Source organism: Rathayibacter sp. VKM Ac-2760 (assembly GCF_009834185.1).
Lineage (GTDB): Bacteria > Actinomycetota > Actinomycetes > Actinomycetales > Microbacteriaceae > Rathayibacter.
This window is the reverse complement of the sequence record NZ_CP047173.1, coordinates 1,196,615-1,219,240: the sequence shown is the minus strand read 5'-3', so window position 1 is coordinate 1,219,240 and position 22,626 is coordinate 1,196,615. Positions and strand designations below refer to the sequence as shown.

Below are 22,626 nucleotides of genomic sequence, written 5' to 3'. Positions count from 1 at the left end.
CGGCGCCGTAGGATGGAGGGCTCATGTCAGACGTCCTCAGCATCCGGTATCCTCCCGAACTCCCCGTCTCGGCGCGCAGGGACGACATCGCCGCCGCCATCCGCGACCACCAGGTCGTCATCGTCGCCGGCGCCACCGGCTCCGGCAAGACGACGCAGCTGCCGAAGATCTGCCTCGAGCTCGGCCGCGAGAGCATCGCGCACACCCAGCCCCGCCGCATCGCCGCCCGCACCATCGCCGAGCGCATCGCCGAGGAGCTCGACGACGAGGTCGGCGGGATCGTCGGCTACCAGGTCCGCTTCACCGACAAGGCGAGCGCGTCGACCCGGATCAAGCTGATGACCGACGGCATCCTGCTCAACGAGATGAACCACGACCGGATGCTCAGCCGGTACGACACGATCATCATCGACGAGGCGCACGAGCGCAGCCTCAACATCGACTTCCTGCTCGGCTACCTGCACCGCCTGCTGCCGCGCCGCCCGGACCTCAAGCTGATCATCACGTCCGCGACGATCGACCCGCAGAGCTTCGCCGAGCACTTCCGGGACGCCTCGGGAGAGCCCGCGCCGATCATCGAGGTCTCCGGCCGCACCTACCCCGTCGAGATACGCTACCGGCCGCTCGTCGCCGAGGAGCCCGAGGAGGAGGACGACACCGACGTCCCCGACGCCACGAGCGGCAGCCGCGACCTGATGACGGGCATCGCCGACGCGCTCGCCGAGCTGGCGCGCGAGGACCAGGGCGACGTCCTCGTCTTCCTCTCCGGCGAGAACGAGATCCGCGACGCCGAGGACGCCATCCGCGGGCGGAACATCCCCGGCACCGAGGTCCTCCCCCTCTACGGCCGGCTGTCGGCCGCGGATCAGCACCGCGTCTTCGAGAAGGGGCGCACCCCGGGCGTCCGGCGGCGCGTGGTCCTGGCGACCAACGTCGCCGAGACGAGCCTCACCGTCCCCGGCATCCGCTACGTGATCGACGGCGGCACCGCCCGCATCTCGCGCTACAGCGCGCGCTCCAAGGTGCAGCGCCTGCCGATCGAGGCGATCTCGCAGGCGTCGGCGAATCAGCGCTCCGGCCGCTCCGGCCGCACGAGCGCCGGCATCGCGATCCGGCTCTACTCGGAGGAGGACTTCGCCCGCCGCCCCGAGTTCACCGATCCCGAGATCCTGCGCACGGGCCTGGCCGCCGTCATCCTGCAGATGATCTCGCTCGGCCTCGGCGACATCGCCGGCTTCCCGTTCCTGACGCCGCCGGATTCCCGCGGCATCAAGGACGGCCTCGACCTCCTCACGGAGCTCGGCGCGATCGCCGCTCCGCGAGATGCCACTTCAGTACGCGACACGCCGGAGAAGGCGAGCACAAGTGGCATCTCGCGGGGGGCCGGCAAGGCGCCTCAGCTGACGAGGATCGGGCGGGATCTCGCCAGGCTGCCGATCGATCCGCGGTTCGGGCGGATGGTGATCGAGTCGCGCAAGCACGACGTCAGCCGCGAGGTGATGGCGATCGTCGCCGGGCTGACGATCCAGGACGTCCGGGAGCGCCCGCTCGAGCGCCGCGCGCAGGCCGACCAGCAGCACGCCCGCTTCGTCGACCCGACCAGCGACTTCCTCACCCTGCTCAACCTCTGGAACTACGTGGAGGAGAAGCAGGCCGAGCTCTCCTCCAGCGCCTTCCGCCGGCTCTGCAAGGCCGAGTACCTCAACTACCTGCGGGTGCGCGAGTGGCAGGACGTCTTCCGCCAGCTGCGTCAGCTGGCCCGGCCGCTCAAGCTCGAGCTCGCCGATCCGAAGGTCGACCCGGACGGCATCCACCGCAGCCTGCTCGCCGGCCTGCTCTCGCACCTGGGCATCAAGGACACCACCTCGCAGCAGGCGCAGCGTGCGGCCAAGAACCGCGAGCGCCAGAGCGTCCAGTACGTCGGCGCGCGCAACGCGAAGTTCTCGATCTTCCCCGGCAGCGCGCTGGCGAAGAAGCAGCCCGACGCCCTGATGAGCGCCGAGCTGGTCGAGACGAGCAAGCTCTTCGCCCGCTCCAACGCCGCGATCGATCCGGCCTGGGCCGAGGCGATCGCCGGCGACCTGGTGAAGCGGCAGTTCAGCGAGCCGCACTGGGAGAAGGCGCAGGGCGCGGCCGTCGCCTACGAGAAGGTCACGCTCTACGGCGTGCCGATCATCGCCCGCCGCCGCGTGCAGTTCTCCCGGATCGACGCCGGCTACGCCCGCGAGCTGTTCATCCGGCACGCGCTCGTCGAGGGCGAGTGGGACGCTCGGCACGCCTTCGACCGCAAGAACCGGGCCCTGCGCGCCGAGCTCGAGCGGCTCGAGGAGCGCACCCGCCGCCGCGACCTGCTCGTCGACGACGAGGCCGTCTTCGACTTCTACGACCGCCGGGTGCCGCGCGACATCACCTCGGTCCGCTCCTTCGACTCCTGGTGGCGCACCGCCCAGCACGACGAGCCCGACCTGCTGACGATGACGCAGGAGACCCTCCTGCCCGAGGACGCGGAGCAGATCGACGAGACCGCGTTCCCGACCCAGTGGCGCCAGGCGGACCAGCGCTTCCGGCTCTCCTACCGCTTCGAGCCGGGCACGGAGGAGGACGGTGTCACCGTGCACGTGCCGCTCGCGCTGCTGCCGCGGGTCACTCCGCTCGGCTTCGACTGGCTGGTGCCGGGGCTGCGCGCCGAGCTCGTCACCGCGATGATCAAGGCGCTGCCCAAGCACCTGCGCCGGAACGTCGTCCCCGCGAACGACTGGGCGCGCAAGCTCACCGCCGCGCTCCCCCAGGACGTGCCGAATCCGCCGACGGAGTCGTTCGCCGCGACCCTGGCCGGCGCGATCCGCCGCGAGGCCGGTGTCGTGATCGACGCCGCCGACTTCGATCTCGAGCGCATCCCCGCGCACCTCCGCGTCACCTTCGCGATCGCGGACGAGCGCGGCCGCACCGTCGCCGCGGGCAAGGAGCTGGCACCGCTCGCCGAGCGGCTGCGCGGCCGGGTCCGCGACGAGGTCGCCCGGGTGGTCGAGGCGCGCGTGCCCGACGCTCTGGAGCGGCGGGGAATCAAGACCTGGGACATGGCGGAGCTCCCCCGCGTCACCGACACCCGGCAGGGCGGCAACACGATCCGCGCCTATCCGGCGCTGATCGACGACGGCGACTCGGTCTCGATCCGCCTGCTCGCCACCGCCGAGGACCAGGCGCGCGAGCACCCGCGCGGCGTCCGCCGGCTGCTGCTGCTCGCCACGCCCAGCCCGGTCGCGTACGTGCAGCAGTACCTGACGGCGAACGAGAAGCTCGTGCTCGCGCAGAGCCCGTACCAGAACACCACCGCGCTGTTCACCGACTGCCTGCTCGCCTGCGTCGACGCGGTGCTCTGGCGGATGAAGCCGGACGGCATGCTCTTCCTCCGCGCCGAGTTCGACGCGGTGCGCGACCGGGTCTCGGGCAGCGTGATGGACTCGATGTTCGAGACGGTGAAGACGGTCACCACGATCCTCACCACGGCGCGCGGGGTCGAGAAGGCGCTCAAGGCCTCGACGAGCATGGCGCTGCTCCCCGCGCTGACCGACGCCCGCGAGCAGCTGACCGGGCTCGTGCATCCGGGCTTCGTCTCCGCGACCGGCCTCGAGCGGCTGCGGCACCTGCCCCGCTACCTCGGCGGCATCACCGAGCGCTTCGGCAAGATCGGCGAGAACGTCGGCCGCGACCGGGTCTGGCTGAACGAGGTGCAGGCGGCGCAGGAGCTCTACCGCTCCGCGGGCGGCACGATCCCGCTGCCGCCGCACGCGCCGGAGCGCCTGGTCCGCGCCCGCTGGCTGATCGAGGAGCTGCGGATCAGCTTCTTCGCGCAGAGCCTGGGCACCGTCGAGAGCGTCTCGCTGCAGCGGATCCGGAAGGTCCTCGCGGGCTGACCGGAGTCGCCGCCGACGGGTTCGGCGGACGACGCCGGCGGGCCTCCGCGGGCCGCTAGTGTCGTCCGGTGGGCAGCTACACCGAACTCCTGAGAACCCCCGGCGTGGGTCGCATCATCGCGGCTCAGCTCACCGCGCGCTTCCCGTTCGGGATGCTCTCGCTCGCGTTCCTGCTGCACGTGGAGCGCGTGCACGACTCCTACGCCGCGGCCGGACTGGTGCTGGGCTCGATGTCGATCGGCCAGGCCATCGCCGGTCCGCTGACCAGCCGGCTGATGGGCCGGCTCGGGATGCGCCGCGTGCTCACCGCCACCCTGATCGTCTGCGCCGCCGCGATCATCGCGATGGCGCTGCTGCCGCTGGAGATCTGGCAGTTCGTCGTCATCGGCTTCGTCGCGGGCCTCAGCATGCCGCCGGTGCAGCCCGCCGTCCGCACGATCTACCCGAAGATGGTGCCCAGCTCGCAGCTGACCCCGCTCTTCTCGCTGGACGCCTCCGCGCAGGAGATCATCTGGGTGCTCGGCCCGGTGCTGACCACGTTCGTGTCGATCCAGATCTCCACCGTCGCGGGCATCCTCACCGCGGCGTTCTTCCTGGTCGGCGGTGGCATCTGGTTCATCGCCTCGCCCGAGGTCGGCCGCGTCCGCATCCCGCGCTCGCGGCGGAAGCTCGGTGTCGTGCTGACCAAGCCGCCGGTGCTGCTCGCGACGGTCGTCGGCTTCCTGCTCGTCGGCGCCTGCGCCGCGGTCGAGGCGGGTGTCGTCGCCGTCTTCGGCGAGGGCGGGGTGGAGTCGGGCGTCGTCCTGGCCGTCTTCGCGGCCGGGTCGCTGGTCGGCGGACTCACCCTCGGCCACATCCCGATCAGCCGCTGGGCCACCGCGCGGCGGATGCTGATCGTCACCGTCGGCATGGGTCTCGCCGCGTTCTCCACCGACTTCTGGTGGCTCTCGATCACGCTCTTCCTGGCCGGCGTCGGCATCGCGCCGGCCCTCGCCGCGCTCTTCACGATCACGGCCGCGAGCGTGAAGTTCTCGGACACGGCGGAGGCGTACGGCTGGGTCGGAACGGGTCAGCTGATCGGCGCGGCGCTCGGCTCGGCGATCGCCGGCGTGCAGATCGACCGCTCCGGACCGACCGCCGCGATCGCCGTCGCCGCGGTGTTCGCCTTCGTCGGCTTCCTGGTCCCGGCGCTCGGCCGCCGCTACCACCCCGATCTGCGCGGACGCGACGCGAGCCCGCTGCCGGACACCGAGCCGGTCGAGCTGCCCACCTGACTCCGGCGCTCGGAGGCGGCGCCCACCCCGCTCCGACCGGGCTCCCCTGGAGCTCCCAGGCTGTCCCCCTTAGGGTGGGGGTCGCCGAGGAGACGGGGGAGCCGATGATGGGACTGCGCGAAGACGCGGAGGAGCTCGTCCGCCAGCATCAGCGCGAGGCGGAGCAGGCGCACGTCCTCGACCCGTGGGCAGACCCCGAGACGCCGGAGTGGACCGCCGAGCTCGCCGCGGCGCTCTGGCAGGGCTCGTTCCGGCCCAGCCCCGTCTACTACCGCGCCGAGGACCCCTCGCACGCCTGGCGTGGACCGCACCCGATCCGGGTGCACCACCTCGGCTTCGGCTGGCAGATCACGGCGCGGCGCCTGCGCTCCGGCGCGATCGTGCCGAGCACGGTCGTGCTGCTCGAGACCGGCTCGCTCTGGCTCGGACTCGGCCCGGCGCGCCGTCCGGCCCGCGGACTGCGCGCCCTGGGTGAGCACGGCCTGGTCGACGGGCTGCAGCCCGGTCACGACGAGTACTTCGCCGTCCGCCGCTTCGTCCACTCGAGCCAGGCGGCGCGCGACGACCGCCGCCTCCTCTTCGGCGTCGCCGGCCTCGCCGCGCTGATCGAGGACACCGTCCGCGTCGGCCCGCACGGCGAGCTGCACTGGCACCTCTGAGCGCTGCCGCGAGATGCCACTTGTGAGCGGCTTCCGCGGCGTGTCGTGCGCACAAGTGGCATCTCGCGGAGGGGAATGGGTGCCATGAGCGTTCCACTGGTTGCGTTGAACGACGGGCGGGCGATCCCGCAGGTCGGGCTCGGGGTGTACAAGGTCGGCGACGACGAGGCGGCGCGCACGGTCGCCACGGCGCTCGAGGCCGGGTACCGGCACGTCGACACGGCGACCCTCTACGGCAACGAGCGCGGCGTCGGCGAGGGGATCCGCGCCAGCGGCCTGCCCCGCGAGCAGGTCTTCGTCACCACCAAGGTCTGGAACGACGACCACGGCTTCGACGAGACCCTCGAGGCCTTCGACCGCAGCCTCGAGCTGCTCGGCACCGACTACGTCGATCTCTACCTGGTGCACTGGCCGATCCCCTCCCGCGACCGCTACGTCGACACCTATCGCGCGCTCGAGCGGATCCGCCAGGAGGGCCGGGCGCGCTCGATCGGCGTCTCGAACTTCGCGATCGAGCACCTGGAGCGTCTGCTCGGCGAGACCGAGGTCGTCCCCGCGATCAACCAGGTCGAGCTGCACCCGCGGCTCCCCCAGGACGAGCTGCGCGCCTTCGACGAGGCGCACGGCATCGTCACGCAGGCCTGGTCGCCGCTGGCCCGCGGCCGGCTGCTCGACGAGCCCGTGCTCGCCGCGATCGCCGCGAAGCACGGCGTCTCGCCCGCGCAGGTCGTGCTGCGCTGGCACGTGCAGCTCGGGGTCGTCGTGATCCCGAAGTCGGTGACGCCGGAGCGGATCCGGGAGAACCTCGACGTGTTCGGCTTCGCCCTCGACGACGAGGATCTGGCAGGAATCCGCGCACTGGCGACCGGCGAGCGCACCGGCCGGGACCCGAGTCTCGACTGACGCGCCCTAGCCTGGCGGCATGACGACGCGAGCCCCGGAGACGCGAACCGCCCTCCTCCTGCACGGACTCGGCGGCGCCTCAGCGACCTGGTGGCGGGTCGCCGAGGCGCTGATGGCCGCCGGCTGGAGCGTGACCGCCCCGGATCTGCGCGGCCACGGCGCCGGCCCCCGCGGCGGCTCCTCCCGGCACGACGACTACGCCGACGACGTGCTCGCCCTTCGCGGGCCCGGCGCCTGGGACCTCGTGGTCGGCCACTCCCTCGGCGGTGCGGTCGCCGTTCGAGCCGCGGCGCGCGACACGGGCTGGGCGCGGCGACTGGTGCTGCTCGACCCGGTCCTCCGCCTCGAGGAGGCGGAGCGGGCGGAGGTGCGCGTCGGCGAGCTCGCGGCGCTCTCCGTCGTGCCGGAGGAGCTCGCGGCCGCCGAGCCGGGGTGGGACGAGCGCGACCGGGCCGAGAAGCTGCGCGCCGCGCACGCGGCCGACCCCGCCGCCGTCGCGGCGACGATCGACGACAACGACCCGTGGGATCTTCTCGCCGACGTCCCGGCGCTGCAGGCGCCCGTGCTGATGCTCGGAGGCGACCCCGCGGTCTTCACGATGCTCCCGCCGTCCCTCGCCGCCCTGGTGCTCCGCGCGAACCCCCGGGTGCGCTACGCCGTGGTGGCCGGAGCCGGCCACAGCCCGCACCGCGACCGCCCCGCCGAGACGCTGGCGATGCTCCGCGAGTGGGCCGAGAGCGACGCGACGCGCTGACCAGCACTCCGGTCGCGAACGGCGGTTCGTGTTTCCGCCGGGTGACAAGTGCCGCGAAGGGGTGTCATTCGCGACCGACCTGTGAATACGCTCGCAGAGGGCACCGCCGCTTCTCAGCACGTCGAGGGCGACGGAGGCCGTCGGTCCGACGGTCGCCGCCCTCGACGAAAGGGACCACCTGTGGCTACCCCCACTGAAGACACCTCCGGCGCACGACGCCGGCGTCCACTCCTCGGCTCGGCCGCGATGATCGGCGCCGGCGCGCTGGTCGCCGGCTTCGCCTTCGCTCCCGCGGCCAACGCCGTCGAGCCCGTCGACTTCGCCGACTCGGTGACCGTCGACGGCATCATGAACCACCTCGAGGCCTTCCAGGCCATCGCCGACGCCAACGACGGCAACCGCGCGATCGGCACCGAGGGCTACGAGCTCAGCGGCCAGTACGTGGAGGCGGTGCTGAAGGCGGCCGGCTACACCACCGAGCGCCAGGACTTCACCACCACCACCCAGACGATCGACGAGTTCTCGCTGACCACGACCCCCGCGGTCGAGGGCATCCCGATGTCGTTCACCCCCTCGACCCCCGAGGGCGGCGTCACCGGCGAGCTGATCCAGCCGGTCGACCCGCTGGGCTGCGACGCCGACGCCTGGGCCGGACTGGACGCCACCGGCAAGGTCGCCCTGGTCAGCCGCGGCACCTGCAGCTTCTCGGAGAAGTCGGCCGCAGCCGGCGCCGCCGGAGCCTCGGCCGTCATCATCTACAACAACGTCCCGGGAGAGGCGCTCAACGGCACGCTCGGCGCGCCCGACGACAGCTACATCCCCTCGGTCGGCATCACCCTCGAGGAGGGCCAGTCGCTGATCGCCGCGCTGCCCACGACGGCGACCCTCGTGCTCGAGCAGACCACGACCGACACCGACACCTTCAACGTCATCACCGAGACGCCCGGCGGCGACCACGACAACGTGGTCATGCTCGGCGCGCACCTCGACGGCGTGCCCGAGGGCCCCGGCATCAACGACAACGGCTCCGGATCGGCGACGCTCCTCGAGACCGCCGTGCAGCTCGCCGAGGCCGGCGAGACCACCAATGCCGTGCGCTTCGCCTGGTGGGGCGCCGAGGAGGTCGGCCTGGTCGGCTCCTACACCTACGTCGACTCGCTGACGGAGGAGGACGCCGGCAAGATCGCCACCTACCTGAACTTCGACATGGTCGCCTCGCCGAACTACGTCGTCTCCGTCTACGACGCGAACGAGTCCACCTACGAGGCTCCGGTCGAGGTGCCCGCGGGCTCCATCGCGACCGAGAAGGCGTTCACGGACTACTTCGACTCGATCGACCAGCCCTGGATCGACACCGCGTTCGACGGCCGCAGCGACTACGACGGCTTCATCTCGGCCGGCATCCCCGCGTCGGGCCTGTTCACCGGAGCGGACGACATCAAGACCGAGGAGGAGTTCGCGCTCTTCGGCGGCACCGTCGGCATCCCGCACGACCCGAACTACCACTCGGCCGGCGACGACCTGGCGAACATCAACCAGGAGGCCCTCGGCATCACCTCGAAGGCGATCGCGTTCGTGACCGCCTCGTTCGCGGAGGACACCTCGGCGATCGACGCGGAGAAGGACCCGACCACGCCGGAGCCGGAGCCCACCACCCCGCCGTTCGTGCTCCCCACCAAGGAGCAGGTGCTCGAGCTGATCGCCGCCGGCCTCTCGCCGCGCGAGATCGCGGCCGAGCTCGGCATCACCGAGGCGATCGCGCGGCCGTACGTCCAGCAGATCATCGACCGGTTCGGCATCACCGACCGGGCGAGCGCTGAGCGACTGGTCCGCGAGTACCTCGCCGACCGCGGCCTGCTCGCCGGCGTCTAGCCGTCGCTCCACCTGAGGCGTCCCGCTCCCGTCGACGCGTCCCGCTCCTGCCGGACGCCTCGACGGGGGCGGGACGCCTCACTGCGTGCTGGACTCAGGGGCGGCGGGCGCGGGCGAAGGCCTCCTCGACGTCCTCGTCCGGGTCGGCGAGGAGGCGGAGCGTCGCGAGGGCGTGGAAGCGGCGGGGGTCCTCCTCCGATCGCGCCGCGGACTCGAGGACGGGGGCCGCGTCGTCGCCGAGCATCAGCAGCGCGCGGGTGAGGGCGCGCTGGTCCGGGCGGTCCCCCTCGCCGAGGTGCTCGGCGAGCTGCCGGGCGAGCGCGGGCCGCTCGGGCGCGGGAGCGAGGCGGGCGGCGGTGCGCCAGGCCGCGTGCGCGACGGCCGGGTGCTCGTCGTGCAGGAGTGCGGGGGTGATCGCGGGCCAGGCGCGCGGGTCGCCGACCTTCGACAGCGTGTGCAGCGCCTGGCTCCGAGCCTGCGGCGTCTCGGACCGGAGCTCGGGCAGCAGCAGGTCGACGGTGATCGCCGGGTCGTGCCGGGTGAGCGCCCAGGTGAGCATCTCGCGGACGCCGAAGTCCGGCTCCACGGCGCAGCGGGCCACCAGCACCGTCGCGTACGGATCGGCCGGGCGGGTGCCTGCGGTCATCGCCGCCTGCAGCCGGGACGACGCGTCGGGGGCGGTCAGGGCGGCGCGGAGCCTGTCGGCGGGCCGGTTCTCGTCAGTCATCGAGACCCATTCGACACCCGCCCCCCGGGAGGACGTCGAGTGCGTGCCCTCGGTCCGCCGCCGCGAGATGCCACTTGTGAGCGCGACACGCCGAGGAAACCGGTCACAAGTGGCATCTCGCGGGAGGGGCAGGGCTTCCCGCCGCCGTGGCGCACGGTGTTCACTGGGGCCATGCGAGCCATCTGGAAGGGCGCGATCACCTTCGGCCTGGTCAACGTGCCGGTGAAGATCTACAGCGCGACCGAGGACCACGACGTCCCCCTGCACCAGGTGCACGACAAGGACGGCGGCCGGATCCGCTACGCCCGCAAGTGCGAGATCTGCGGCGAGGTGGTCACCTTCGACCACATCGACAAGGCCTACGACGACGGCGAGCGCACGGTCGTGCTGACCAAGGACGAGCTGAAGGCACTGCCTGAGGAGCGCGACCGCGAGATCGACGTGGTGCAGTTCGTGCCGAGCGAGCAGGTCGATCCGATCATGTTCGACCGCGCGTACATCCTCGAGCCGGACTCGTCCTCGCCCAAGGCCTACGTGCTGCTGCGCCGCACGCTCGAGGAGACGGACCGCACCGCGATCGTCGAGTTCGCGCTGCGGCAGAAGACGCGGCTCGCGGCGCTGCGGGTGCGCGGCAAGCTGCTGATGCTGCAGACGCTGCTCTGGGCGGACGAGGTGCGAGAGGTCGAGTTCCCGTCGCTCGAGGGGACCACCCGGATCGCCGCTCGCGAGCTGGAGATGTCCTCGCACCTGGTCGACTCCTACTCGGAGGACTTCGACGCGTCGAAGTTCAAGGACTCGTATCAGGCCGAGCTGCGCACCCTCATCGACGCGAAGATCGAGCAGGGCGACGCCCTCGACACCTCGGCCACCTTCGGTGAGAAGCCCGAGGAGGAGGGCGGCGGCGAGGTGCTCGACCTGATGGAGGCGCTGAAGCGCTCGGTCGAGCGCAGCCGCGGGGCGAAGGCGGGGGCGTCCGCGGACTCCGAGGAGAAGGCGCCGGCGAAGAAGCGGGCCGCGAAGAAGAAGGCGGACGAGGCGGAGGACGACGCGCCGGCCGCCGAGGCGGCGCCGGAGAAGGCCGCCGCGAAGAAGACGACCGCGAAGACGACCGCGAAGACGACCGCGAAGACGACTGCGAAGAAGGCTGCTCCGAAGCAGGCGGCTCCGAAGAAGGCTCCGGCCGCGAAGAAGGCCGACCAGGAGGACGACGCCGCGACGGAGAAGGCGGCGTCCTGACCGCGACCGGCCGGGACGAGCGGCTCAGGCGAGCTCGTCCACGTCGTCGAGGTCGACCGCGACCGAGCTGACCAGGGCGAGCAGCGCCTCCGCGTAGGCGTTCTCGGCGATCTCGTCCTCGAAGTCGCGCTGCTCGCCGGCGAGCTCGACGGTCACGGCGAAGCGCACCGGCCCGCCGTCCGCGACGCGGCGCAGCGAGCGGAACGTCCCGCGCAGCAGCTCGCGCAGCTGGTCCTCGCGCGGCAGCCAGAGCGAGTCGTCGAGTGCGACCGAGTCGAGCGCCCACTCCGTGGTGCCGTTGAAGCCGAGCACGGTGCCGGTCTCGTACTCGTGCGCCTCGATGGTCATGTCGCTGACGGTGAAGACGTCGCCGTCGAACCCCTCGCGCTCGATGCGGAAGCGGTCGCCGGTGACCGGTGCCCAGCGCAGCCCCGCGGTGCGCAGTGCTCGGGCCAGTTCGAAGGAGATCATCCCCCGATCATGGCGCGCGTTCCCGGACGGAGGCCGCGAAGACGGGACCGCGGCCCGGATGTCGGTGGGTGAGTTTACGTTCATGAAACGTCCGGTTCACGGGCCGGGCACCCGCGGTGCATAGCGTGGCTCACTGTGCCCCTTTCAGGGGCGAAGGGGCACCGTCGCCGCGCGGTGCCGCACCACCGCTCCCCGGAGCGGCGATCGAGAGGACCACCATGCCCGACTCCCCCACTGCCCTCACGGAGAGGCCCCGCGCCGGCACGCCGCGCAGGCGTCTCGCTCTGGCGGCCCTCGCCGGTCTCGCTCTCGTCGCCTCGCCGCTCGTCGCGAGCCCGGCCACGGCGGCCCCCAGCGGGGACGAGCTGGTCATCAGCGAGATCTTCGCCCGCGGCGGCTCAGCGGGCGCGACCTACGCGAACCGCTTCGTCGAGCTCTACAACCCGACCGGCGCCGACGTCGCGCTCTCGGGCCTCTCGCTGCAGTACCGCTCTGCCACCGGCACGGCGAACCCGACCACGACGGTCGCGCTCACCGGCACCGTCCCCGCCGAGGGCCACTTCCTGATCGCGGGCGCGAGCAACGGGAGCAACGGCGCGCCGCTGCCCGCCGCCGACCAGACCGCGAACGGCCTCAACATCGCGGCCGCGGGCGGCACGCTCTTCCTCGTCGAGGGCACCGCCACCCTGGTCGCCCCGCCGACCGGCACCGCCGAGCAGCCCGACGCGGTCCTCGACCTGCTGGGCTACGGCACCTCGAACACCTTCGAGTCCGCGGCCGCCACCGTGCCCACGCTCACGCAGTCGATCGCGCGCGCCGACACGGCCACCGGCGACACCGACTCCAACGCCGCCGACTTCACCGTCGGCGCGATGACCCCGGAGGCGAGCGGCGGCGGCACCACCCCGGAGCCGACGCCCACGGCCACCCCCGGCCCGACCGGCACGCCGACCCCGACCCCGACCGCCCCGCCGACCACCGCGCCGACGGTCTCGATCGCCGAGATCCAGGGCACCGGAGACGCGTCGCCGCTCGTGGGGCAGACCGTCACCACCACCGGCGTCGTCACCGCGCGCTACCCCTCCGGCGGCTACAACGGCTACGTGATCCAGACCGCCGGCACCGGCGCGCAGACCGCGAACCGCACCGCCTCCGACGCGGTCTTCGTCTACTCCTCCGCCTCCGTCGGCGCGGTCGCGATCGGCGACAACCTGCGCATCACCGGCGCCGTGAGCGAGTTCAACGGCCTCACCGAGCTCACCCCGACCTCGGCCGCGACCGTCGAGAAGCTCGGCACGCCGGCCGAGGCGCCGGTCCCGGCCGCCGTCGTCCTCCCGCGCAGCACCCAGGAGCGCGAGGCGCTCGAGAGCATGCTGATCGCCCCGCAGGGCGCGTACACGGTGACCGACACCTTCGACCTCAACAGCTTCGGCTCGGTCGGCCTCGCCGCCGGCGACTCGCCGCTGCTGACCCCGACCGAGGTCGCCCGCCCGGGCAGCCCCGAGCAGGCCGCCGTGATCGCCGACAACGCCGCCCGCGCGATCGTGCTCGACGACGGCGCCTCGATCAACTTCCTCGGCTCGGCCGCGAACAAGGCGATCCCGCTGCCCTACCTCACGCCCACCGAGCCGATCCGCGTCGGCGCGCCCGCGAGCTTCGAGACGCCCGTCGTCCTCGACTACCGCAACGGCGGCTGGTCCTTCCAGCCGACCACGCAGCTGACCGTCGAGAACGCTGCGACCGTGCAGCCCGCGACCTTCGCGAACACCCGCCAGGCGGCCCCCGAGGCCGTCGGCGGCGACCTGTCGATCGCGTCCTTCAACGTGCTCAACTACTTCTCCACCACGGGTGACTCGATCACCGGCTGCACCTTCTACACCGACCGCGACGGCGACCCCGTCACGGTCAACAGCGGCTGCGACGCCCGCGGCGCCGCGAACGCGGACGACCTCGAGCGCCAACAGGCCAAGATCGTCAGCGCCATCAACACCCTCGGCGCGGGCGTCGTCTCGCTCGAGGAGATCGAGAACTCGGCCAAGTTCGGCAAGCCGCGCGACGAGGCCCTCGCCACGCTGACCGCCGCGCTCAACACCGCGGCCGGCTCGGAGCTGTGGGCGTACGTGCCCTCGCCCGCCGCTGTCCCCGCGCTCGCGGACGAGGACGTCATCCGCACGGCGTTCATCTACAAGAAGGCCGTCATCGAGCCGGTCGGCGAGTCGGTCATCCTGAACGACGGCGTCGCGTTCTCGAACGCCCGCAAGCCGCTCGCCCAGGAGTTCCGCCTGATCGGCGACAGCGCCAGCGAGTTCGTCGCGATCGTGAACCACTTCAAGTCGAAGGGCTCCGGCTCGGGAGTCGACGCCGACCAGGGCGACGGCCAGGGCGCCTCGAACGCCTCCCGCGTCGCCCAGGCCACCGCGCTCGTCGCGTTCGCCGACCGCCTGCAGACCGAGAAGGCGACCGAGCTGGTCTACCTGCTCGGCGACTTCAACGCCTACTCGCAGGAGGACCCGGTCCAGGTCCTGCGCGACGCCGGCTACGTCGACCAGGGCGCGAAGGACGGGAAGTACTCCTACTCGTTCGACGGCGCGGTCGGCTCGCTCGACCACGTCTTCGCCTCCCCGGCGGCCGACGCGACCGTCACGGGTGTCGACACCTGGAACATCAACAGCGGGGAGTCGGTGGCGCTCGAGTACAGCCGCTACGACTACAACGCGACGATCTTCTACGACGCCAGCGCCTACCGCTCGAGCGACCACGACCCGGTCGTCGTCGGCCTCGACCTGCCCGAGACCGCACCGGCGACCGTGATCGACGTCGCCACGAGCGCGAAGACCACGCGCCTCGCCGTGCTCCGCACGCTGACGGTCACGGCCGTCAACAACGGCCCGGAGGCGGTCGCGATCGAGATCTCGACGCCCTACGGCACGCGGACGAAGAGCTCGGTGAAGCCCGGCCAGTCGTTCTCGACCACGTACCTGACGGTGCTGCGCCCGATCAAGGCCGGCTCCGCGACGATCGAGGTCACCGCGAAGGACGGCACGGAGCGGACGTACCAGCAGGCGTACAGCGCCCGCTAGGTAGCGAGCCCGCCGGCGCCGCACCACCCCTGACTCTCCTCGGGCACGACTCCTAGAGTTCGGAGCGTGCCCGAGGGAGACAGCGTCCACCGTCTCGCCGCCCGCCTCAGGCGGGCGGCGGACGGCCGCGCGGTGGCCGACGGCGAGCTCCGCTCCGGAGCCGCCGCCGGCACCTCGCTCGAGGGCCGCCGCGTCCTCGAGCACGACACCCACGGCAAGCACCTGCTCACCCGCTTCTCCGGCGGCCTGACCCTGCACACCCACCTGCGGATGCAGGGCTCCTGGACGGTCACCGCCCCCGGCCGCTCGGTGCCGCGCGCCGTGCAGAAGGACGTCCGCGTCCGCCTCCGCCTCGACGACGGCGCGACCCTCTGGGGCGTCGACCTCCCCGTCGTCGAGCTGCTGCCCACCCGCGACGAGGCGCAGGCCGTCGGGCACCTCGGCCCCGATCCACTCCGCGCCGACTGGAGCGCGGAGGAGGCGATCGCCCGCCTGGCGAACGACCCCGACCGCCCCGTGATCGCCGCCCTGCTCGACCAGCGGCTGATGGCCGGCCTCGGCAACCTCTGGGCGAACGAGGTCTGCTTCCTCCGCGGAGCCTGGCCCTGGCGGCCGATCGGCTCGCTCGACGTCCGCGCGCTCGTCGCCACGGCCGCGCGCGGCCTGCGCGCCTCCGTCACCGTGCCCGGGATGTACCAGACGACCACCGGCGACACCCGACGCGGCGAGCGGCACTGGGTCGCCGGCCGGGCCGGGCGGCCGTGCCTGCGCTGCGGCACGACGGTGCTCGTGCGCGCAGAGGTGCGCGACGATCCCGAGCGGCGGCGCACCTGGTGGTGCCCGCACTGCCAGCCGGAGCCCCCGAGCTCCGGGCAGTGACCCGGGCGGCGTGCCTGCGTAGGCTGGGCGCCATGACGAGCGGAGGGGTCTCATGAGCGACAACGTCTGGGGATCCCCGGATCCGTCGGCCCGGCGCGATCAGCCGCCGGCGACCGGGATCGAGCGGCCCCCCGGCGCTCAGCCGCCGTCCGAGACGGCTGCGGAGACGTCGGCGGAGGCCGAACTCGCCCGCCCGGAGGACGTCGAGCGCGCGCAGGCGGTCAAGGACCTCAAGCGACGCCGCGACTTCGCCGGCTCGGTCGGCGGCTGGATGACCGTCTCCGCGATCACCACCGGCGTCTGGTTCGCGACCGGCGCCGACGGCTACTTCTGGCCGATCTGGCCGATGCTCGGCATCGGCATCGGCGTGGTCAGCCAGGCCGCCGCCCTCTGGGGCCCGGCGAAGAAGGAGATCACCGAGGCGGACATCGCCGCCCAGATGCGCAAGCGCGAGGCCCGCGGCCGCTGACGCCCGGGCCGCGAGACGCCCCTGCACCACGTGCTGATCGAGCAGCCCCGCACCTGCTGATCGAGCAACCCGCGAAGCGGGCCCGCACTTGCTGATCGAGTAGCCCGCGAAGCGGGCGTATCGAGATCCCCCTCCCCCGAAGCTCCGGCGACAGCGGACCCTCCCAGGAGTCCCGTCGACCGCCCCTGCTAGGGTTCGAGTCGAGCGCGCCGACGTCCCGACGGCCGCGCTCACGGCACAGCGTGGCGCGCCGGACCCGAGGCGTGTCGCCTCCGGCACCGCCCACTGACGGTTTGGACACCCTTGGCCGACTCCTCCCCGCCCTCCTCCGACGCGCATCCTCTCGACGCCTCGCAGTTCCACGAGCTCCCGCCGAGGCGCCCGTCGCGGCGCGCCGTCGTGCTCGGTGCCGTCGGCGCCGGCCTCGGCCTCGTCGCGCTCGCCGGCGGCGGCTACGCCGCCTACCGCGCCTTCCAGCCCGACGTGCCCGGTGTGTCCGGCGAGCCGGGCACCCCCGCGGCCGAGCTCGACCTGCTCGCCGGCGTCCCCGCTCCCACGCCGTCCTTCGGCCCGAACGGCACCCACTGGCCCTCGCGCACGCCCTGGCACACCGGCGACGTCGATCTCGAGGTCGAGGTGGAGTGCTCCTGGTCCGCGATCAGCGAGGCGATCACCACCGCGCTCGACACCGCGGGCCCCGCCGACACCGTCCGCATCCTCGTCGCCCCCGGCGAGCTGCCCGGCGGCGGCGCCGGCGCGAGCTCCTCGCCGATGATGCAGGACGTCGGCTCCCTCGACCGCGAGACCCGCGTGCTGGTCTACCCGCGCGACGGCTTCGGCACCGTGACCACCGCCAACTCCTGGCGCCTGCTCCGCGTCCACAACGTCGCGCTCGTCGGCATCGTGACCAAGGGCGCGTTCCTCGTCTCCGGCTGCAGCAGCTCCGCCTTCGCGCGGATCACGACGAACGCCTACAACGTCTACGGCGTCGACGGCATCGATTTCACCGAGAACGTCGAGCTGGTCGAGGTGGTCGTCCCCGACGCCCAGCTGCGCAACGAGGACGTCTCGAGCATGCGCACCCCCTACGAGGGCGCGGGCGGGCTGCGGCACGTCTTCCGCATCGGCTGCTACACCGCCCCCGCCTACAAGGAGAAGGGCTCGAGCGCGCACACCGACACGGTGCAGTTCTCCGGCCAGGGCGGCAACTACTACGGCGACATCACGAGCATCGACTGCATCGACTTCGCCTCCACCAACACCGCGTTCCAGATCGGCTCGGCCGAGAACGTGCGCTACCAGCACTGCCTGGTCGTGGGCGCCGACGTCGTCAAGCGCGTCTTCCCGCTCCCCGACGGCGCCGACCAGGACGGCAGCTTCGGCGCCTCCAACGGCCCGGGCGTCGACTTCGGCTGCTCGGCGCTGGACAGCGTCTTCATCGGGCCGATGGGGGCGGCGACCTGGGCCTCCGTCTCCGGCTCGACCGCCGGCTACGAGACCAGCGGCGCGGCACCCCAGGAGGGCGAGTGGATCATCGACCCGTCGATCCTGGAGTGGAGCGCGGACGACGTGCACGAGCGCAGCCCGCAGGTGACGAGCGAGTACCTGGCCCAGATCTGGGCCTAGGCGCCGCCCGCGATCAGACCGCGCGTCGCCCGCGGCGGCTCGGCCGCGCCAGCGCGACGAGTGGAGCGGGCACGGTGAACAGCGGGTCGCCGGGGATCCGCCCGAGCACCGAGCGGATCGCGAGCGAGAGCGCCACGATCGCGGCCGTGAGCACGAGCGGGTAGAGCAGCGCCACCGCCGGCGTGCCCAGCAGCCCGCTCAACCAGTCCGCGTCCGGTCCGGCGACGAGCGACCACAGCCCGAGCAGCGGCACCTGCAGCAGGTAGATCGGCAGCGTCCGCCGGCCGATCGCCGAGCCGACCCGGGCGGCGGGCGCCCAGCGGCAGAGCAGCGCGGCGCAGGCGACGGCGAGCGGGATCGCGCTGAGACTCGTCACGAAGCCGGCGACGTCGTCCGCCGTCCCGTCGAGGAAGCGCCCCGCCGCGACCGCGAGCAGGAACACGGCGAGCGGCGCGAGGATCAGCAGCACGCCCGGCCGGGAGAACCGGCGCAGCTGCTCCGCCCCGAAGACGCCGAGCGCGAAGAAGACGAAGTTGGCCAGCAGCGCATCGCCGAAGAGGATGACCCGGAGCTCCGCCGCGACGAACCACGCCGCCGCGCCGAGCAGCAGGACGCCCCACCACGGCACGCGCAGCGCCCGCAGCAGCACGAGCACCACCGGGTAGAGCGCCAGCGCGTAGAGGAACCACAGCGTCGTCGTCGGGAAGACGAACTGCAGCAGCAGACGGTCCGGCGAGTCGATCGAGTGCGGGAAGCCCGGCCGGGCGAGCAGCGCGAAGAACACGCCGTAGAGCACGACCCAGACCGCGTAGAGGTAGGCGTTCGAGACCAGGCGCACCCGCGCGGAGCCCGTCCGCCAGCCGCGGAGCAGACCCGCCGACGCCAGCAGCCCCGCGAGGGCGAAGAGGATCGGCATCCGGATCCGGCCGAGCGAGCCGCCCACCTGGTCCCACAGCTTGGAGACGGCCGAGCCGGGGTCGGCGACGAACGCGTAGTTCCAGATCAGGACGTGGAAGAGGACGACCGCGAGGACGCCGAGACCGCGGGTGGTGTCGATCCAGGCGAGGCGCTCGCGCGCCAAGGTCGTGTCCCCAGGTCCTGATACCACGCGACCCAGTATGCAGGGCCGCCGTGGCGCGGAAGACGCGTCTGGGGGCGCGGCGTGAGGGTGCGACGCGTCAGGGGGCGCGCCGCGTCAGCTCGCCCCGTCGAGCCGCCCGACCGCCGTGACCCGCACCACGGCCGCGCCCGCCTCGTCCGACTCCGCGAGATCGACCGTGGCCGAGATCCCCCAGTCGTGGTCGCCGGCCGGGTCGTCGAGGATCTGGCGCACCCGCCACTCGGTCGGCGTCTCGGTCACCAGCAGCATCTTCGGCCCGCGGGCGTCCGGGCCGATGCCGATCGCGTCGTGCTCGTCGTAGTAGTCGTCGAGCGCCTCACCCCAGGCGTCGGCGTCGAAGCCGGCCGCCGCGTCCAGCTCGCCGAGCGCCTCGTGGTCGTCGAGCGAGGCGAGGGTGACCCGCCGGAACAGCTCGTTGCGCACCAGCACCCGGAAGGCACGGTGGTTCGCGGTGAGCCGGCGCGGCGCGGGCGGCACGATCGCCTGGTCGGCCGCGTGCAGCGCCGGGTTGACCAGCTCCTCCCACTCGTCCACCAGCGAGGAGTCGACCTGGCGCACCAGCTCGCCGAGCCACTCGATCAGGTCGTGCAGCTCCTCGTTCTTGATCTCGTCCGGGATGGTCTGCCGCGCGGCGCGGAACGCGTCGGAGAGGTAGCGCAGCACGAGCCCCTCCGAGCGGGAGAGCTTGTAGAAGGCGCAGTACTCGCCGAACGACATCGCCCGCTCGTACATGTCGCGGACGACCGACTTGGGCGAGAGCTCGAAGTCGCGCACCCACGGCTGCACGGCGGTGTACGTCTCGAAGGTGGCCTCGAGCAGCTCCTCGAGCGGCTTCGGGTGGGTGACGCTCTCGAGCAGCTCCATCCGCTCCTCGTACTCGATGCCGTCGGCCTTCATCGCCGCGACCGCGTCGCCCCGGGCCTGGAACTGCTGCGCGCCGAGGATCTGCCGCGGATCGTCGAGCGTCGCCTCCAGCACCGAGATCACGTCGAGCGCGAAGGTCGGCGACTCCGGATCGAGCACGTCGAAGACGGCGAGCGCGAACGGCGAGAGCGGCTGGTTGAGCGCGAAGTTCGGCTGCAGATCCACGGTCAGCCGGATCCGGACCACCCCGTCGGCGTCGACGATCTGCTCGACCACCTCCGCGGTGCGCAGGGTGCGGTAGATGCCGAGAGCGCGACGCGCGAGCTGGAGCTGCCGCTTCCAGGGCTCGTGGTTGTCGAAGATCAGCGCGTGCACGTTCGCGAAGACGTCGCCGCCGCGCGCGATCACGTTGAGCAGCATCGCCGAGGTGATCGTCATGTGCGAGGTGAGCGTCTCGGGCTCGGCGTCGACGAGCTTGCGGAAGCTCGGCTCACCCCAGCTGACGAAGCCCTGCGGCGCGCGCTTGCCGACCCACTTGCGCCGCTTCTTCGGATCGTCGCCCATCTTGTCGAGTGCCTTGCGGTTCTCGGACTCGTGCTCCGGCGCCTGCACGACGACGGTGCCCGCGGTGTCGTAGCCCGCGCGGCCGGCCCGGCCGGCGATCTGGTGGAACTCGCGCGCGGAGAGCTGGCGGCTCTTCACGCCGTCGTACTTGGTCAGCGCGCTGAGCAGCACCGTGCGGATCGGCACGTTGATCCCGACGCCGAGCGTGTCGGTGCCGCAGATGACGCGCAGCATCCCCTGCTGCGCCAGCTGCTCGACCAGGCGGCGGTACTTCGGCAGCATGCCCGCGTGGTGCACGCCGATTCCCAGGCGCAGCAGCCGCGAGAGGGTCTTGCCGAACGCAGTGGTGAAGCGGAAGCCGCCGATCACCTCGGCGATGCGGTCGCGGTGCTCGCGGGTGGCGATGTTCGCGCTCGTCAGCGCCTGCGCCCGCTCGAGCGCGGCCGCCTGGGAGAAGTGCACGATGTAGACGGGCGCCTGGTTCGTCGAGAGCAGCTCCTCGATCGAGTCGTGGATCGGCGCGATCTCGTAGAAGAAGTGCAGCGGCACCGGCCGCTCGACCCCGGTGACGGTCGCGGTCTCGCGGCCCGTGCGCCGGCTGAGGTCCGCGGCGAGCGCCGTCACGTCGCCGAGCGTCGCCGACATCAGGACGAACTGCACGTGCGGCAGGGTCAGCAGCGGCACCTGCCAGGCCCAGCCGCGCGCCGGATCGGCGTAGAAGTGGAACTCGTCCATCACGACCTGGTCGACGTCGGTCTCGGCGCCGTGCCGGAGCGCCAGGTTGGCGAGGATCTCGGCCGTGCAGCAGATGATCGGCGCATCGGGGTTCACCGAGGAGTCGCCGGTGACCATCCCGACGTTCGCGGCGCCGAACACGTCCACCAGCGCGAAGAACTTCTCCGAGACGAGCGCCTTGATCGGCGCCGTGTAGTAGCTGCGCCGCCCGTTCGCGAGCGCGGCCGCGTGCGCACCGATCGCGACGAGCGACTTCCCGGTGCCGGTCGGCGTCGACAGGATCAGATTCGCCCCCGACGAGATCTCGATCATCGACTCGTCCTGCGCCGGATACAGCGGCAGCCCCCGTGCCTCCGCCCACTCGGTGAACGCCAGGTACACCGCGTCGTCGTCGACGCGCCCGTCGGCGTCGGGCGTCGGCATCCGTTCGAGCAGCGTCAGACTCATCCCCCCATCCTCCCGGAGTTTCCCGCAGCGGACCGCCTCGAGCCTCTCGATCGGCAGGCTGCGCCCCGCAGCCCCCTTGCCGGTCGAGTAGCCGCGGAGCGGCGTATCGAGACCCACGTCCCGCAGAGCGGTGGATCTCGATACGCCCTCTCCGAGGGCTACTCGATCAGCAAGGTTCTGCCGAGCGAGCAGCCGCGCGGCGGCGTCCTGGCTGGTCGAGCAGCCGCGGACCGGACCCCTGCTGGTCGAGCAGCCGCGCAGCGGACCCTTTGCTGGTCGAGCAGCCGCGCAGCGGACCCTTTGCTGGTCGAGTAGCCGCGCAGCGGCGTATCGACACCCCGCGTCAGGCCAGCGCGCGCTCGACGTACGGCCGCAGGTCGGCGGCGAGGCGCAGCTCGCCCGCGGCCTCCGCGTCGAGGAGGGTCTGCGCGTCGTCCGCGAGGCGCTCGACGAACCAGCGGCGCAGCGGCACGGCGCGCTCCGGCCGCGACAGCAGCTCGATCGCGTCGCCGGCCTCGATGCTCCCCCGGTGCAGCACGCGCAGGTACGCGCCGGTGCGCCCCTCGTCGGCGAAGCGCTTCACCCACTGCGGCTCGCCGAGCGCGCGCTGGAAGGTGGCGCACGGCGTCCGCGGCATCGTCACCTCGACCTCGACCTTCTCGCCGATCCGCCAGCGCTCGCCGATCACGGCGCCGGAGAGGTCGAGTCCCTCGACGCGCAGGTTCTCCCCGAACCGGCCGGGAGGCATCGCGTAGCCGAGCCGCTCCTGCCACCACTCCGCGTCCTCGCGCGCGTAGGCGTAGAGCGCCTTCGCCTCGCCGCCGTGGTGCGCCCGATCGGCCTGCACGTCGGCGTAGACGCCGAGGTCGCGGATGACGACCGGTCCCTCGACGGGGCGCTTGTCGATGGCGGTCACGCCGACGAGGCCGGGATCCGGGAGCAGGCGGTCGACGCGGCAGACGGCGAGGAGTCGAGGCATGCCGCCATGCTCTCATCGGGACGGCCGCGCCGGGAGCAGAGGCTCGCCGCGTA

General features: G+C 72.5%; 16 protein-coding genes. 11 read left to right on the top strand and 5 right to left on the bottom strand.

What is annotated here, in order from left to right; translation table 11 throughout:
* Positions 1 to 23: 23 nt before the first annotated feature.
* From hrpA to GSU72_RS05395, 6 genes are all read left to right on the top strand, one after another.
* Positions 24 to 3,914 (top strand): ATP-dependent RNA helicase HrpA, encoded by a 3,891-nt coding sequence (gene hrpA / locus GSU72_RS05420; protein WP_159984134.1) that lies wholly within the window; start codon positions 24 to 26, stop codon positions 3,912 to 3,914.
* Positions 3,915 to 3,982: 68 nt separating this feature from the next.
* Positions 3,983 to 5,188: an MFS transporter gene (locus GSU72_RS05415; RefSeq protein ID WP_159984133.1), complete on the top strand. Its 1,206-nt coding sequence runs from the start codon at positions 3,983 to 3,985 to the stop codon at positions 5,186 to 5,188.
* Positions 5,189 to 5,295: 107 nt separating this feature from the next.
* The gene (locus GSU72_RS05410; protein WP_159984132.1) at positions 5,296 to 5,847 is read left to right on the top strand and encodes a hypothetical protein; all 552 of its coding nucleotides are present in this window, start codon (positions 5,296 to 5,298) and stop codon (positions 5,845 to 5,847) included.
* A gap of 84 nt (positions 5,848 to 5,931) precedes the next feature.
* Positions 5,932 to 6,750 (top strand): aldo/keto reductase, encoded by an 819-nt coding sequence (locus tag GSU72_RS05405; RefSeq protein ID WP_208545155.1) that lies wholly within the window; start codon positions 5,932 to 5,934, stop codon positions 6,748 to 6,750.
* A 19-nt stretch (positions 6,751 to 6,769) separates the two neighbouring features.
* Entirely contained in the window at positions 6,770 to 7,504 is a 735-nt protein-coding gene (locus tag GSU72_RS05400) for an alpha/beta hydrolase (RefSeq protein WP_159984130.1), read from the top strand.
* Between the two features lie 180 nt (positions 7,505 to 7,684).
* Positions 7,685 to 9,376 carry a M28 family peptidase gene (locus tag GSU72_RS05395; RefSeq protein ID WP_244255987.1) on the top strand — a complete coding sequence of 564 codons (1,692 nt, stop codon included), beginning with the start codon at positions 7,685 to 7,687 and terminating at the stop codon, positions 9,374 to 9,376.
* Positions 9,377 to 9,470: 94 nt separating this feature from the next.
* Here GSU72_RS05395 and GSU72_RS05390 read toward each other — a convergent pair whose 3' ends face one another.
* Positions 9,471 to 10,103, bottom strand: coding sequence for a HEAT repeat domain-containing protein (locus GSU72_RS05390; RefSeq protein WP_159984129.1), 633 nt, complete (start codon positions 10,101 to 10,103; stop codon positions 9,471 to 9,473).
* Between the two features lie 171 nt (positions 10,104 to 10,274).
* Here GSU72_RS05390 and GSU72_RS05385 point away from each other — a divergent pair, with 171 nt between their 5' ends.
* A complete protein-coding gene (locus tag GSU72_RS05385; protein WP_159984128.1) occupies positions 10,275 to 11,339 on the top strand; it encodes a Ku protein in 1,065 nt (354 codons plus the stop codon).
* A gap of 24 nt (positions 11,340 to 11,363) precedes the next feature.
* Here GSU72_RS05385 and GSU72_RS05380 read toward each other — a convergent pair whose 3' ends face one another.
* On the bottom strand, positions 11,364 to 11,810 hold the full coding sequence (locus tag GSU72_RS05380) for a hypothetical protein (RefSeq protein ID WP_133963064.1): 447 nt from the start codon (positions 11,808 to 11,810) through the stop codon (positions 11,364 to 11,366).
* 218 nt (positions 11,811 to 12,028) lie between these two features.
* On the opposite strand from GSU72_RS05380, the gene GSU72_RS05375 reads away from it, so the two are divergent.
* From GSU72_RS05375 to GSU72_RS05360, 4 genes are all read left to right on the top strand, one after another.
* Complete coding sequence (locus GSU72_RS05375) at positions 12,029 to 14,890, top strand: ExeM/NucH family extracellular endonuclease (RefSeq protein ID WP_159984127.1); 2,862 nt, start codon at positions 12,029 to 12,031, stop codon at positions 14,888 to 14,890.
* Between the two features lie 66 nt (positions 14,891 to 14,956).
* Positions 14,957 to 15,769 (top strand): DNA-formamidopyrimidine glycosylase family protein, encoded by an 813-nt coding sequence (locus tag GSU72_RS05370; protein ID WP_159984126.1) that lies wholly within the window; start codon positions 14,957 to 14,959, stop codon positions 15,767 to 15,769.
* A 52-nt stretch (positions 15,770 to 15,821) separates the two neighbouring features.
* Complete coding sequence (locus tag GSU72_RS05365) at positions 15,822 to 16,238, top strand: 2TM domain-containing protein (RefSeq protein WP_159984125.1); 417 nt, start codon at positions 15,822 to 15,824, stop codon at positions 16,236 to 16,238.
* A 303-nt stretch (positions 16,239 to 16,541) separates the two neighbouring features.
* Complete coding sequence (locus tag GSU72_RS05360; protein WP_159984124.1) at positions 16,542 to 17,864, top strand: hypothetical protein; 1,323 nt, start codon at positions 16,542 to 16,544, stop codon at positions 17,862 to 17,864.
* A gap of 13 nt (positions 17,865 to 17,877) precedes the next feature.
* Here the strand turns inward: GSU72_RS05360 and GSU72_RS05355 are convergent, their stop codons facing one another.
* From GSU72_RS05355 to GSU72_RS05345, 3 genes are all read right to left on the bottom strand, one after another.
* Entirely contained in the window at positions 17,878 to 18,945 is a 1,068-nt protein-coding gene (locus tag GSU72_RS05355; protein ID WP_159984123.1) for an acyltransferase, read from the bottom strand.
* 114 nt (positions 18,946 to 19,059) lie between these two features.
* On the bottom strand, positions 19,060 to 21,594 hold the full coding sequence (locus GSU72_RS05350) for a DEAD/DEAH box helicase (protein ID WP_159984122.1): 2,535 nt from the start codon (positions 21,592 to 21,594) through the stop codon (positions 19,060 to 19,062).
* Positions 21,595 to 21,937: 343 nt separating this feature from the next.
* The gene (locus tag GSU72_RS05345) at positions 21,938 to 22,573 is read right to left on the bottom strand and encodes an MOSC domain-containing protein (RefSeq protein ID WP_159984121.1); all 636 of its coding nucleotides are present in this window, start codon (positions 22,571 to 22,573) and stop codon (positions 21,938 to 21,940) included.
* Positions 22,574 to 22,626 lie beyond the last annotated feature (53 nt).

Coding starts and splice junctions, on each gene's coding strand:
- hrpA (WP_159984134.1), top strand. CDS start 24: ATGTCAGACGTCCTCAGCATCCGGTATCCTCCCGAACTCCCCGTCTCG.
- GSU72_RS05410 (WP_159984132.1), top strand. CDS start 5,296: ATGGGACTGCGCGAAGACGCGGAGGAGCTCGTCCGCCAGCATCAGCGC.
- GSU72_RS05405 (WP_208545155.1), top strand. CDS start 5,932: ATGAGCGTTCCACTGGTTGCGTTGAACGACGGGCGGGCGATCCCGCAG.
- GSU72_RS05400 (WP_159984130.1), top strand. CDS start 6,770: ATGACGACGCGAGCCCCGGAGACGCGAACCGCCCTCCTCCTGCACGGA.
- GSU72_RS05390 (WP_159984129.1), bottom strand. CDS start 10,103: ATGACTGACGAGAACCGGCCCGCCGACAGGCTCCGCGCCGCCCTGACC.
- GSU72_RS05385 (WP_159984128.1), top strand. CDS start 10,275: ATGCGAGCCATCTGGAAGGGCGCGATCACCTTCGGCCTGGTCAACGTG.
- GSU72_RS05380 (WP_133963064.1), bottom strand. CDS start 11,810: ATGATCTCCTTCGAACTGGCCCGAGCACTGCGCACCGCGGGGCTGCGC.
- GSU72_RS05375 (WP_159984127.1), top strand. CDS start 12,029: ATGCCCGACTCCCCCACTGCCCTCACGGAGAGGCCCCGCGCCGGCACG.
- GSU72_RS05365 (WP_159984125.1), top strand. CDS start 15,822: ATGAGCGACAACGTCTGGGGATCCCCGGATCCGTCGGCCCGGCGCGAT.
- GSU72_RS05350 (WP_159984122.1), bottom strand. CDS start 21,594: ATGAGTCTGACGCTGCTCGAACGGATGCCGACGCCCGACGCCGACGGG.
- GSU72_RS05345 (WP_159984121.1), bottom strand. CDS start 22,573: ATGCCTCGACTCCTCGCCGTCTGCCGCGTCGACCGCCTGCTCCCGGAT.